Genomic DNA, 13,427 nt, shown 5'->3' on the forward strand with positions numbered 1-13,427 from the left:
CCGGTCAGCCCACTGGGGCGATCAGCGTCTGGCCCGCGTCGACCGCCGCCGAGTCCAGCTCGTTGAGTTCACGGATGCGATCGACGACCGCCGCGACCGGCGCCTCGGGCGCGACCCGCTGCGCGACCTGCTGCAGCGACTCACCGGTCTGGACCTGCACCACCGCCAGCTCGGCCGGCACCTGCGCGGGCGTGCCGACCACCCCACCGAGCTGCGCCACCACGCCCAGCCACACCGTGATCGCCGCAGCGACCAGGGCGAGGCCCACTGTCGCCAACGGGGTGATCGGCCTGCGCCGGTGCGACGCCCGCGACACGAGCACGCCCGTCCCGCGGTACTGGACGGGCCGCCCGCCGGGGCGGGTGGACTGCGGCCGCCTGCGGGCCTGCGCCGGCCGGCGCACGGGCCGGGTGACCGGTCGAATCTCACTCTGCCGGGGTTCCACGATCGTCATCTGCCTGCCCTCTCCGCCGGTGGTCGTTCGCTACTGTGTTCGAAACATACTCGCTCAGGTGTTCGATGGATAGAACATGTGATCGAACTGTTGCGAAACGATAGAGCAGCCCACCGACAAGTCCCCCGGGACCGCCGGCGACGCCTCGGGCGGCGCCAGGATCCCGCGACACGCCTCGAACACATGTTTGATCATCGGCCGTCGGGCGACTACATTCGGCACCATGAGCGACGACAGCAGGGACATCGGCGACGGCGGCAGCGCACCGGCGAGCACCGGCGGGCGGCGCAGCTCCGACAACGCCCTCACCGAACGCCAGAGCACCATTCTCGACGTGATCCGGGCCTCGGTCACCAGCCGCGGCTACCCGCCGAGCATCCGCGAGATCGGTGACGCCGTCGGCCTGACGTCGACGTCATCGGTCGCCCACCAGCTGCGCACGCTCGAGCGCAAGGGCTATCTGCGCCGCGACCCGAACCGGCCGCGCGCGGTCGACGTTCGGGCCTCCGACGATCACGTCACCCCGGTGGTCACCACCGATGTCGCCGGCTCCGACACACTGCCGGAGCCGACGTACGTCCCGGTGCTGGGCCGCATCGCGGCCGGCGGTCCCATCCTGGCCGAGGAGGCCGTCGAGGATGTCTTCCCGCTGCCCCGTGAACTCGTCGGTGAGGGATCGTTGTTCCTGCTCAAGGTGGTCGGCGAATCGATGGTGGACGCGGCGATCTGCGACGGCGACTGGGTGGTCGTGCGTCAGCAGAACGTCGCCGACAACGGCGACATCGTCGCTGCGATGATCGACGGCGAAGCGACCGTCAAGACCTTCAAGCGCACCCGCGGACAGGTCTGGCTGATGCCGCACAATCCGGCGTTCGACCCGATCCCGGGCAACGACGCGGCGGTGCTCGGCAAGGTGGTCACCGTCATCCGCAAGATCTGACGGCTCAGTCCGCTCTGACGAACCCGTTCGTGCGGGCGAATTCTTCGCTGGCGAACCAGAGTTCGGCGACCGTGTCGCCGTAGTCCGGGCTGTCCGGCGACCAGTACAGCCCGGACCGGGTGTCGGCCTTGATCGGGTAGCCCTCCGGCGGATCGTTCGAGTCGTCGAGCGGCAGATGGATCGCGGTGCGTCCGGGCGTCGGCTCGTCGATGTCGATCGCCGCGTGCCTGCCGCTCGGCGTCTCGTCCACCACCTCCACCCGCGTCGGCGTCGTGTCGACGTCGTCGGAGTTGTCCTGCACATCGAATACCGGCGCCCCCGCCGCCATTGCGGCCGCCGCCGGCGCCGCCGTCGGCGGGTCGACGAACGACGACTCGGCCCCCGGCGGCTGCGCCACCCGCGGATCCCACGGACTCTCCGGTCCTGCCGATTCCGGTGCGACGCCGTGCTCGCCACCTTCGTCGTGGCCCGTGTACCGCGGATCGCTGTAGCGGTGCGGCTCGTCGCCGGGTGGCTCGCCGTGCGCACCTTCGTCATGCAGGCGGTCGTGGTCGAGGTCGTCATACCAACCGTCACCCGGAGCGCCGAACGGTCCGTCGTCACCGCGCCCGTCGTCGCGCCGCCCGCGCCTGCGGCTGAGCACCACCGCGCCGGCGATCAGGCCGACCAGCACGAGGATCGGGATCAGCGCCAGCAGCCACCACGGATTCCACTGGTCCCATGGCCGCTCGAACCACCGCTTGGCGTCGGTGTCGGAGGCCTGCGAGTCGGCCGACGTCTCGGGCTGCTGCTGTCCCGGCACCTCGAGACCGGCCAACTGGGAGGCCAGCCCCGCCGGTTCGGTGCTGAACTTGCCTGTGCTGCGATCCCACGACAGCGCGCCGCCGCTGAACCGCTGCGTGACGACCTCGCCGTTCTCGCTCTGGTCGGCCATCGGCGCGCCGAGGTCGCCGGTCGCGCCACCGAGCTTCGACCATGCGGCGTTCATCGCTCCGCGCACGATCACCGGCCCGTAGTCGGGGGTCCAGTAGATGACCGGCTTGTCCTCGGCGGCGAAGGTGCTGACCCGGCTGTTGACGCCGAGGCCGCCGTCCGCCTCGTTGCTCGTCGGGAAGCCGAGGTCGCCCTCCGGCCCGCCGACACTCTCGTACTTGTCGAGCACCTGTCCCGACACGACGTTGGCACCCGTGGCCGGGGTGTAGAAGATCTTGCCGCCGGCGAAGTTCTGCCCGACACCGTCGGCGCCGATCGGGTACTGCTCGCCCTCCTTGGCGCCCAGCGGGCCCAGCGGGCCGCCCGCGGCACGGCGCGCGGCGTTGATGGCCGACGTCGCGTCCTCCGGCACCTCGAGACCGGCCAGCTGCCCGGCGAGGTCTGGCGGCACGGTGGTGTAGGCCTTGGTCTTGCGGTTCCACGTCAGTTCCCCGCCGGTGAACTTCTGCGACACCTGGTCGCCGCGGTAGACCTCGTCCTCGGCGGGCACCCCGAGCGGCCCCGCGGAGCCGCCGAGCTTGTCCCACGCCGCGTTGACGGCGCCGCGGACCACCCGCGCGCCGGTGGCCGGCGTCCAGAAGATGACCGGTCGGTCAGCGGCGCTGAAGGTGGTGTTGCGGCTCTCCGGGCTGACCCGGCCGGGTTGTTCGTCGATGGTCGGGAACCCCAGGTCGCCGTCGGCGGGCCCGCCGAGCGACTCGTATTTCTCCAGGATCGCGCCCTGGGTGAAATGAGCCCCCGTCTGCGGGGTGAAGAACATCTTGCCCGCGGCGAAGTTCTGCGCGAAGCCGGCGCCGACCGGGTAGACGCCGCCGTCACGCGGGCCGAGTGGACCGGCCGGTCCGCCACTGGCGTCATACGCGGCGGTGATCGCGCCGTCGGCGTCGCTCTCCGGTGTCGCCCACGCGAGTGGTGCCGGCGCCACCGCGACGGCCAGCACCGCCAGCCCCACCGCTGCGCGCCTCATCGCCGCCCTCAGCAATGTGCGCCGCCCGCTCATCCAACCTCCCCGTGGTCCGGCAAACTTCCCCGAACGTAGCGCTTTCGCCGACGAGGCGTCAGATGACGTCGGACGAGAAAGCATCAGACCGATCTGAGGGAAAATACCCCGCAAACCGTGCCACCCGCGGCTGGTTGGCCTCCCGCGCGCGGCGCGCCGCCCCTCGTGACACCAAAACCGCAGGTGGTGGCTACACCCCCAGGCTGCGGCCGATGATCTCCTTCATGATCTCGGTGGTACCGCCGTAGATCGTCTGCACGCGCGAATCCAGGTACGCCCGGGCGATCGGGTACTCCCGCATGTATCCGTAACCGCCGTGGAGTTGCAGGCACCGGTCGATCAGATGGACCTGCTTCTCGGTCGTGTACCACTTGGCCATCGCGGCCTGTTCGACGGTGAGCTTCTCGTCGAGGTGCAACCGGATGAACTCGTCGACCATGATCCGCACCGCGGTGGCCTCGGTGGCCAGTTCGGCGAGCAGGAACCGGCTGTTCTGGAAGCTGCCGACCGGCTTGCCGAAGGCCTTGCGCTCCTTCGTGTACTGCAGCGTCTGCTCGAGCACCGCCTCCATCGCGCCTGCGGCGACCACGGCGATCGAGAGGCGTTCCTGCGGCAGGTTCTGCATCAGGTAGACGAAACCCTGCCCCTCCTCGCCGAGCAGATTCTCGGCAGGCACCCGAACGTCGGTGAACGACAGTTCCGCGGTGTCTTGGGCGTCCATGCCGATCTTGTCCAGGTGACGACCGCGTTCGAAGCCCGCCATGCCGCGCTCGACCACCAGCAGGGAGAAACCCAGGGCGCCCTTGTCCGGATCGGTCTGGGCGACCACGATCACCAGGTCGGCGTGGATGCCGTTGGTGATGAAGGTCTTGGAACCGTTGAGCACCCAGGAGTCACCGTCCTTGACCGCGCGGGTCTTGATGCCCTGAAGATCGCTGCCGGTGCCCGGTTCGGTCATCGCAATCGCAGAGATCAGCTCGCCGCTGCAGAACCCGGGCAGCCAGCGCTGCTTCTGCTCCTCGGTGCCCAACCGGAGCAGGTAGGGCGCCACCACGTCACTGTGCAGGGTGAAGCCCAGCCCGCTGTACCGGCCCGCGACGGTCTCCTCGTCGATGATGACGTTGTAGCGGAAGTCCGCATCACCGCCGCCGCCGTACTCCTCGGGCACGGCCATGCCCAGGAAGCCCTGCTTGCCCGCCTCCAGCCAGATGCCCCGGTCGACGATCTTGTCCTTTTCCCACTGGTCGTGGTGCGGCGCCACGTGCCGTTCCAGGAACCCCCTGTAGGACTCCCGGAACAGGTCGTGTTCGGGCTCGAAGAGGGTGCGTTCGTACTTGACGGCCGTGGAGCTGGACGAACCCATAGGTGATACCTCCGGTACTGGGTGTCGGGGATGCGGCCAACATATACCAACCGGATGGTTGGTCGCCCGCGCACCGGCGGTCTGGTCATAAACTCGACACCGTGCGCACCCGCCCCACCAGCCTCACCCACTGGGGCGGCTTCGCCGCGGACATCCGCGCCGGCGACATCGCCGCGGTCACCCCCCTTGCAGGCGATGCGGATCCCTCACCACTGCTCGGCAACCTGCCCGGCTCCATCCGGCACCGTTCGCGGATCGCCACCCCGGCCGTGCGCCGCGGATGGCTGCGCGACGGCCCAGGACCGACGACGCTGCGCGGCGCCGACGAGTTCGTCGCTGTCGGCTGGGGGGAGCTGACGGAGCTGCTGGCCGGCGAACTGCGCCGGGTCGTCGACACCCACGGCAACGAGGCGATCTACGGCGGCTCCTACGGCTGGGCCAGCGCGGGCCGGTTCCACCACGCGCAGAGCCAGGTGCACCGCTTCCTCAAACTGCTCGGCGGCTACACGTTCTCGCGGCACTCCTACAGCCTCGGCGCCACCGGGGTCATCATGCCGCGGGTGGTCGGCACCCATGACAACCTCTTCAAGCGGTCCACCGACTGGGAGGTGATGGTCGCCCACACCGACCTGATGGTGTGCTTCGGCGGGATTGCACTGAAGAACACCGCGATCAACCACGGCGGCACCACCGCTCACCCGGCACGAGATGCGTTGCGCCGCATGCGGGAACGCGGCGCGCAGATCGTCTCGTTCTCGCCGTTGCGCGATGACGTCGAAGGCGAGTGCGAGTGGCATGCGCCGGTGCCCGGCACCGACGTGGCGATCATGCTGGCCCTGGCCTACGTCCTGGCGACCGAGGATCTGGCCGACCGTGACTTCCTGCACCGGTACTGCACCGGCTACGACCGTTTCGAGCGCTATCTGCTCGGCGTCGACGATGCGACGCCCAAGACCCCGGGGTGGGCGTCGGCGATCTGTGGACTGCCCGCCGCCGAGCTGACCGCGCTGGCCCGCCGGATGGCGGCCGCCCGGACGATGGTCACGGTCAGCTGGTCACTGCAGCGGATCCGGCACGGCGAACAGGCGCCGTGGATGGGATTGACGCTCGCCGCGATGCTGGGCCAGATCGGCCTGCCCGGAGGCGGTTTCGGTCACGGCTACGGATCGATGAACGAACCGGGCCTGCCGCCGCTGCGCTGCGGTCTGCCGAAGCTGCCGCAGGGCCTCAACCCGGTGCGCACGTTCATCCCGGTCGCCGCCGTCAGCGACATGCTGCTGCATCCGGGAGAGGGATTCGACTACAACGGGCTGCGGCTCACCTATCCCGACATCAGGCTGGTGTACTGGGCCGGCGGCAACCCGTTCCACCACCACCAGGACATCGGCCGGTTGCGCCGTGCGCTCGGCCGTCCCGAGACCGTGGTGGTGCACGAGCCCTATTGGACGGCGATGGCCCGACACGCCGACATCGTCATCCCGTCGACCACCGCGTTCGAACGCGACGACTACTCGGGGTCCCGCAACGACCCGATGCTGATGGCGATGCCGAAGCTCGCCGAACCCTACGCACAGTCCCGCGACGACTACACGACGTTCGCCGCGCTGGCCGACCGCCTCGGCTTCGGCGAGCAGTTCACCGAGGGCCGTACCGCACGACAGTGGCTGGCGCATCTCTACGAGAAGTGGTCGGCAGCACTGGATTTCGACGTGCCGCCGTTCGAGGAGTTCTGGCATGCGGGCCGGCTCCGGTTGCCGACCGACGACGGGCTGACGCTGCTGGCGGACTTCCGTGCCGATCCGCGGGCACACCGGCTGGGCACACCGAGCGGGCTGATCGAGATCTTCTCCGCCGACATCGACCGGTTCGGCTACGCCGACTGCGCAGGCCATCCCCGGTGGTACGAGCCCACCGAGTGGCTGGGCGGTGACCGCGCGCACCGCTACCCGCTGCACCTGCTGGCCAACCAGCCGGCGGCGCGGCTGCACGGACAACTCGACGGCGGCGCCACCAGTCAGGCCGCGAAAGTGGCCGGGCGTGAGGCGATCCGGATGCACCCCGCCGATGCGGCGGCCCGCGGACTGGCCGGCGGTGACGTCGCACGGGTGTTCAACGACCGCGGCGCGTGCCTGGCCGGCATCGTGGTCGACGACCGGCTGCGCCCCCAGGTGGTGCAGCTGCCGACCGGGGCGTGGTACGACCCGGCCGATCCGGCGGACCCGGAATCAATGTGCGTGCACGGCAATCCGAATGTGCTCACCGAAGACGTCGGGACGTCGTCACTGGCGCAGGGCTGCACCGGGGCGCATGTGCTGGTCGAGGTCGAGAAGTACCGCGGCACACCGCCACCCGTGCGGGCCCACGAGCCACCGATGCTCCACCCGCGAGCAGACGCAAAGTGATGCCCGACGCGGCGTGTCGCAGACAATTCACGTCTGCTCGCCGTTGAACTAGGCCAGCGCGGTCCGCAACTCGGCGGCCAGCCTCGACGGGGCGTCCACGGTCAGCATGTGATTGGCGCCCGGGATCGACACCGTCCGCAGGTCGGGGATCAATGCCTCGGCACGGTCGAGCGCTGATCGCGGGCCGGTCCGGTAGATCACCTCCTGGTCTCCGATCACCACGGTGGTGGGCGCACCGATCCGGCGGAGTTCGTCGTCGGTGAGCACGGTGGGTAGCGTGACCTCGGGGCGCAGAATGCGAGCGGACAGCAGGTTCGACACGATCAGCTCGGCCGTCGGGTGAGACATCACCTCCGGTGTGCTCGACATCCACCTCACGAATCGTCGTGCCCGCACGGGTGACCGCAGCAGTCCCGAGGTGAACATCCGCATGTAGAACTCGGCGGGCAGTGGCGCGAGCGTGGCCGCCGGGCAGACCAGCACCATCCGCTCGATCAGTTTCGGTTCCCGCACAGCGAGGTTCGCAGCCAGCCAGCCGCCGTAGGACAGGCCCGCCACCATCGCGCTGTCGATCCCCAGGCCCGCGAACACCTCGGTCAGCCAGGTCGTCAGGTCCGGCACACCGCGGGCCCGCCGCGACGCCACGCTCTTGTTCGCTTCGGTGATCGTGTCCACGCAATGGCAGCGGTGATCCGCGCTGAGCGCCTCGATCACCGGTGCCCACATCACGGCCGTCGCCGCGGCGCCGTGCAGCAGGACCAGCGGCGGGGCTGCTTCGGGGCCGCTGACGATGACGTGGGTGGTGCCGAAACCGGTTGACACGTCTCGCTCTTCGAACGGAACGGGCCAATCACGCAGAATCGCATCGTACTTCGCGATGAACTGCGCACGGGAGGCTGGCGTGCGGAACGGCTCGAGCTTCGCCATTCGCCGATGCTAACGGCCTGACGTGCCTAGTAGGTCGCGAAGTCCCGCAGGCCTGCCGACAGCGCGACCGGAACCCTGGCCTTGATGCGGGTGCCCTGCTCGGTGTGCTCCGTGGCGTCCACCCTGCCGTCGGCGTGGATGCGGGCGACGAGATCGCCGCGGTCGTAGGGCACCGTGACGTCAATGACGACGTCGGTGGGCTCCACCAGTTCGGCCATCCGCGTGCGCAGCCGGTCGAGACCCTCGCCGGTGCGCGCCGAGACGAACACCGCACCGGGCAGCGCGCTGCGCAGCTGGGCCAGCATCAGCCCGCTCGCGGCGTCGACCTTGTTGACCACCACGAGTTCGGGCGGCGGCGCCATGTCGTAGTCGGCCGCGACGTCGTTGATCACCTGCCGCACGGCGTTGACCTGTGCCAGCGGGTTGACGTCGGACCCGTCGATTACGTGGACCAGCAGGTCGGCGTCCACGACCTCCTCCAGTGTGGAGCGGAAAGCCTCCACCAGCTGGGTGGGCAGATGCCGGACGAAACCGACGGTGTCGGTCAGCACGAACGGCCGTCCGTCGTCGAATTCGCCTCGGCGCGTGGTCGGTTCGAGGGTCGCGAACAGCGCGTTCTCCACCAGCACACCGGCGCCGGTGAGCGCGTTGAGCAGGCTTGACTTACCGGCGTTGGTGTAGCCCACGATCGCCAGCGCGGCGACGTCACTGCGTCGCCTGACGCTGCGCTGGGTGTCGCGGATCTTCTTCATGTCCTTGATCTCGCGACGCAATTTCGACATCCGCTCACGGATCCGGCGGCGATCGGTCTCGATCTTGGTCTCACCGGGACCGCGGGTGCCGACGCCGCCGCCGCTGCCGCCCGCGCCGCCACCCTGACGGGACATCGACTCACCCCAGCCGCGCAGCCGGGGCAGCATGTACTCCATCTGCGCGAAGGCCACCTGCGCCTTGCCCTCCGCGGAGGTCGCGTGCTGGGCGAAGATGTCGAGGATCAGCGCGGTGCGGTCGATCACCTTGACCTTGACCGCCTTCTCCAGCGCGTTCAGCTGGCCGGGGGTCAGCTCACCGTCGCAGATGACGGTGTCCGCACCGGTGGCCACGACGATCTCACGTAATTCCTGGGCTTTACCGGACCCGATGTAGGTGCCCGCGTCGGGCTTGTCACGGCGCTGGATCATGCCTTCAAGCACCTCGGAGCCGGCGGTCTCGGCCAGCGCGGCGAGTTCGGCGAGGCTGGCGTCCGCGTCGGCGGCACTACCCTCGGTCCACACGCCGACCAGCACCACCCGCTCCAGGCGCAGTTGGCGGTACTCGACCTCGGAGACGTCGGTGAGTTCGGTGGACAGCCCGGCGACGCGGCGCAGCGAGGCGCGGTCGGACAGGGCGAGCTCACCCGTGCTCGGGATGTCGTGGGAGGAATGTTCGGGATACGTCATAGGCGAATCAAGGTTCGCACGGAGTCCATGTGTCATGCACCTCGATTAACGCAGATGGGAACGCCACCATTCCTCGGCGAGCTCCCCGTCGGCCAGCAGCACCGACGGTCCGCGCAGGTAGCTGGTCGCCTCGGTCACCGTGACGGCGACGCTGCCACCGGGGACGACGACCGTCAGCCGGCCGGTCTGGGCGCCGTCGTGTGCGAGTGCGGCCACGGCGGCCGCGACGGTGCCCGTCCCGCAGGACCGGGTCTCCCCCACCCCGCGTTCGTGCACGCGCATCGACACCACGCCGTCGACCGGCGCGGTGAGCACCTCGACGTTGACGCCCTGCGGGAACTGCGCGGCGTCGAAACCCACCGGCGCGGCGACGTCGAGTGCAGCGAGGTCGCCGGCGGTCAGGGCGGCGTCGACGCAGGCCAGGTGGGGGTTGCCGACGTCCACCGCCAGGCCCTCGAACACCCGGCCGCCCACGGTGGCGGCGCCCGGCCCGAGCTGGTTGGCCTTGCCCATCTCCACCGTCACATCGGCTGACAGCCGATCGACCTCGTGCAGCACCACCGGTCGTGGACCGGCCAGCGAGCCGACGACGAACTCGTCACGCGATTCCAGTCCGGCGGCGCGCAGGTAGTGCGCGAACACCCGGACACCGTTGCCGCACATCTGGGCGATCGAGCCGTCGGCGTTGCGGTAGTCCATGTACCAGTCGCCCTCGGCCACCCCGTCGGGAATCCGGTCGAACACGCCTGCCGCCAGCGCAGCGCCTGCCGTCGTGACGCGGAGCACGCCGTCGGCGCCGAGGCCGCGGCGGCGGTCGCAGAGCGCAGCCACCGCGGCGGGCGCCAGGTCGACCTGCGCGTCGAGGTCGGGCAGCACGACGAAGTCGTTCTGCGTGCCGTGCCCCTTGGCGAACTTCACCTGGTCAGGATACGTGGCGCCATCCTCACTCCCCCGGTCACTTCGTTCCTGCCCGCCGGCCTGATCCCCCGGTCACTTCGTTCCTGCCCGCCGACCTGATTCCCCCGGTCACTTCGTTCCTGCCCGCCGACCTCATTCCCCCGGTCACTTCGTTCCTGCCCGCCGAACGGCAAGCGCCCGCTCCACGTTGTCAGTCGCGGCCCCGTCCAGCCACGTGATGCGGTGATCGCGGCGGAACCAGGAGCGCTGCCTGCGGACGTAGCGCCGGGTGCCGACGAAGGTCGGTTCGCGGGCCGCCTCGCCGTCGCCGCCGCCGTCCAGGTCGGCGATCACCTGCGCGTAGCCCAGCGCGCGGGCCGCGGTGACGCCCTCGCGCAGTCCGCGACCCAGCAGCGCGGCGACCTCCCCGACCAGGCCGTCGGCGAACATGATGTCGGTGCGCCGCGCCAGCCGCTCGTCGAGAACCGTTGTCGGCCAATCCAACCCGACGATCGCGGTGTCCCAGCGCGGCGGCGCGCCGATCGCGGGCGCCGACGCCGCGAACGGCCGGCCGGTCAGCTCCACCACCTCCAGCGCACGCACGATGCGCCGCCCGTCGGTGGGCAGGATGGCCGCGGCGGCATCGGCGTCGACGGCCGCCAACTCCCGGTGCAGCGCGGCTACCCCGGCGTCGGCGAGCCGCTGCTCGTAGCGGGCGCGCACCGCCGGATCGGTGGCCGGGAAGGACCACTCGTCGAGCAGCGACTGGACGTAGAGCATCGACCCGCCGACGATCACCGGCACCGCGCCGCGGGCCGCGATCGCCTCGACGTCGGCTGCCGCGGCGGCCTGATACCGCGCGACGGTCGCTGTCTCGGTCACCTCGAGCACGTCGAGTTGGTGATGCGGCACCCCGCGTCGCTCGGCCACGGGCGTCTTTGCCGTGCCGATGTCCATCCCGCGGTAGAGCTGCATGGCGTCGGCGTTGACGATCTCGCCGCCGATCCGCTCCGCGACGGCCAATGCCAGCGCCGACTTCCCGGTGCCGGTGGGCCCGATGACCGCCAGCGGCCGAGCGCTCACGGCGTCCACAGGCCGACGAAGTACCCCACTCCGTACGGCGCACCGCGGTAGAGCTCCTCGGCCGATCGCGGCGCGGGTTCGGCAACCCCCGCGAGCACCTGAAAGGCGACCCGGCCGACGACGGCGTCCGGCAGCCCGTGCAGCGCCGCGACGTCACCGCCGGCCAGTGCGTCGTCGAGCGCCTGCTGCACGGCCACCGAGTCGGGGTCGTATCCGCCGGGGGCGGGCGGGGTCAGCGTGTTCGCGCCGTCGGCGACGACCAGCACACCGACCTGTTCGTCGGCGGCGTCCAGCTCGGCGCGCAACCGTCGGCCCCGCTCGATCGCCTCGCCGGCGTCGAGGCCGGCCGCATACACCCGCGCCTGTGCGGTGGCGGTGGGCTGGGCCTGTCCGCGGATCCAGCCGGCGATCAGGGCGCACAGCGGGAGGTCGACGGGCGACGCGCCATCGCCCCGTGACAGCGTCACGCGCTCGTCGGCGCCGTATCCGGCGAACGTCCCCGCCTGTGAGGCGTCGATGACCGTGTCCTGCGGGCCTGCGCCGACGGCCACCCAGCGGGCGGGCAGCGCCGCGGCGACGGTTAGCACCGCGTCGCGCAGGCCGGTCAGCTCGGCGGCCGCGGCGCCCGCCAGCCGGGGCACCATGACCGGCGCCGAGGGCACGATCGCGATGGCGGTGAGCACGCCACCAAACTAGTGGCCGGCGGGTGTGTCGGCGCCGGCCGCCTCTCCGCGTGCCAGCGCCGCCGTGGCCACCACCATCGCCGCCGCCGCGGCGATCAGCGTGAACCAGCCGGCCTCGCCCGGCCGCAGCGCCTCGCCGAGTACGACGACACCGAGCACCGACGCCACCACCGGTTCGGTCACCGTCATGGTGGGCAGCGACGCGGTCAACGCGCCCGCCCGGAACGACGCCTGCTGCCAGGCGGTCCCGGCCACCGCCACCAGCGCCCAGGCGTAGAGCTCCGGCATCCGCAACACCGCGAGCAGACCGTCGTCCAGGCGGTCGACCACGCCCTTGGTCAGCACGGCGAACAACCCCCACAGCGCTCCGGACACCACCGCAAGCAGCACGGCGGCCGCAGGCCCGGACCAGATCCTGGCCCCAATCACGCACAGCACCAGCGCGGGCCCGAGCACCACGGCCACCGACGTCCACACCTCGAGCGAGGCCCGGGCCTGACCGGCGGTGGGATTGCCGACGGTGACGATCACCGCGACCGCCCCGGCCAGCAGCGCTGCCCACAGCCACTCCCAGCGGGTCACCCGCCGGTGGGTGAGCCGGGCGTTGATCGGCAGCGCGAACAGCAGAGAGGTGACCAGGACTGCCTGCACCAGCAGCACCGAGCCCAGGCCGAGGGCGGCGGCCTGCAGGGCGAAACCCACCGCCGACACCCCACTGCCCAGCCACCACTGCCGGTCCCGCAGCAGCCGCAGGAACAGGCCGGTGTGGCTGACCGGTTCGTCGGTGACCTCGTGGGCCGAACGCTGATGGACGACGTCGCCAATCGCGATGAACAGCGCGGCGCCGAGTGCCAGCAGCGCGGCGATATCCGCCTTGGCCATCGCGGTAATGCCTTCCTGCCGGGTGCGCGTGTGGCGTCGAGCCTGCCCAGGAAGGCGCGTGGGTTGCAAACCGGGAAGGCCAAGGCGCGCGCATCACGGGCGGTGACCTGTTTCAATTACGTCGGTACATGCGAGGCGCCGCGTCGCGCGGCAGTGCGCGGATCTTCCGCGCGGAGGTGCGAGGAACCGATATGACGACCAGTGAGCCCGGTGCGGGATCCGACGACGATCGACCGGCAGACAGTGAGGTGACCACACCGGCCGACACCGGTGCGGACGCAGCGACGCCTGCGGCCCCGGCCCCGGCACCGATGCCCCGGCCCGGCCCGAAACCGGCGCCGAGGCCCGGTGCGGCACGGCCGGC

General features: G+C 70.8%; 11 protein-coding genes. 2 read left to right on the top strand and 9 right to left on the bottom strand.

The features are described from left to right. Positions 1-4 precede the first annotated feature (4 nt). On the bottom strand, positions 5-454 hold the full coding sequence (locus H7I41_RS24980) for a LysM peptidoglycan-binding domain-containing protein (RefSeq protein WP_264015319.1): 450 nt from the start codon (positions 452-454) through the stop codon (positions 5-7). Between the two features lie 223 nt (positions 455-677). Between H7I41_RS24980 and lexA the strand changes: the two genes are divergently transcribed. Then, positions 678-1,394 (top strand): transcriptional repressor LexA, encoded by a 717-nt coding sequence (gene lexA, locus H7I41_RS24985; protein ID WP_264015321.1) that lies wholly within the window; start codon positions 678-680, stop codon positions 1,392-1,394. Positions 1,395-1,398: 4 nt separating this feature from the next. Here lexA and H7I41_RS24990 read toward each other — a convergent pair whose 3' ends face one another. Beyond that, the gene (locus H7I41_RS24990; protein ID WP_264015322.1) at positions 1,399-3,387 is read right to left on the bottom strand and encodes an LGFP repeat-containing protein; all 1,989 of its coding nucleotides are present in this window, start codon (positions 3,385-3,387) and stop codon (positions 1,399-1,401) included. Between the two features lie 190 nt (positions 3,388-3,577). Further along, entirely contained in the window at positions 3,578-4,750 is a 1,173-nt protein-coding gene (locus tag H7I41_RS24995) for an acyl-CoA dehydrogenase family protein (protein WP_264015323.1), read from the bottom strand. A gap of 101 nt (positions 4,751-4,851) precedes the next feature. Here H7I41_RS24995 and H7I41_RS25000 point away from each other — a divergent pair, with 101 nt between their 5' ends. After that, entirely contained in the window at positions 4,852-7,152 is a 2,301-nt protein-coding gene (locus tag H7I41_RS25000) for a molybdopterin-dependent oxidoreductase (protein ID WP_264015324.1), read from the top strand. A gap of 48 nt (positions 7,153-7,200) precedes the next feature. Here H7I41_RS25000 and H7I41_RS25005 read toward each other — a convergent pair whose 3' ends face one another. The 6 genes from H7I41_RS25005 to H7I41_RS25030 form a co-directional block, all read right to left on the bottom strand. Beyond that, positions 7,201-7,974, bottom strand: coding sequence for an alpha/beta fold hydrolase (locus H7I41_RS25005; RefSeq protein ID WP_264015325.1), 774 nt, complete (start codon positions 7,972-7,974; stop codon positions 7,201-7,203). A gap of 131 nt (positions 7,975-8,105) precedes the next feature. Continuing rightward, complete coding sequence (hflX, locus tag H7I41_RS25010) at positions 8,106-9,518, bottom strand: GTPase HflX (protein ID WP_264015326.1); 1,413 nt, start codon at positions 9,516-9,518, stop codon at positions 8,106-8,108. 45 nt (positions 9,519-9,563) lie between these two features. Continuing rightward, the gene (gene dapF / locus H7I41_RS25015; protein WP_264015327.1) at positions 9,564-10,436 is read right to left on the bottom strand and encodes a diaminopimelate epimerase; all 873 of its coding nucleotides are present in this window, start codon (positions 10,434-10,436) and stop codon (positions 9,564-9,566) included. Positions 10,437-10,580: 144 nt separating this feature from the next. Continuing rightward, the gene (miaA, locus tag H7I41_RS25020; RefSeq protein WP_264015328.1) at positions 10,581-11,498 is read right to left on the bottom strand and encodes a tRNA (adenosine(37)-N6)-dimethylallyltransferase MiaA; all 918 of its coding nucleotides are present in this window, start codon (positions 11,496-11,498) and stop codon (positions 10,581-10,583) included. Continuing rightward, positions 11,495-12,181, bottom strand: a complete 687-nt coding sequence (locus tag H7I41_RS25025; RefSeq protein WP_264015329.1) for a class III extradiol ring-cleavage dioxygenase family protein — start codon at positions 12,179-12,181, stop codon at positions 11,495-11,497. The genes miaA and H7I41_RS25025 overlap by 4 nt, the downstream gene beginning before the upstream one ends. 9 nt (positions 12,182-12,190) lie before the next feature. Further along, positions 12,191-13,063: a DMT family transporter gene (locus H7I41_RS25030; RefSeq protein WP_264015330.1), complete on the bottom strand. Its 873-nt coding sequence runs from the start codon at positions 13,061-13,063 to the stop codon at positions 12,191-12,193. Positions 13,064-13,427: the final 364 nt, after the last annotated feature.

The organism is [Mycobacterium] manitobense (assembly GCF_025821665.1).
GTDB classification, from domain to species: domain Bacteria; phylum Actinomycetota; class Actinomycetes; order Mycobacteriales; family Mycobacteriaceae; genus Mycobacterium; species Mycobacterium arseniciresistens.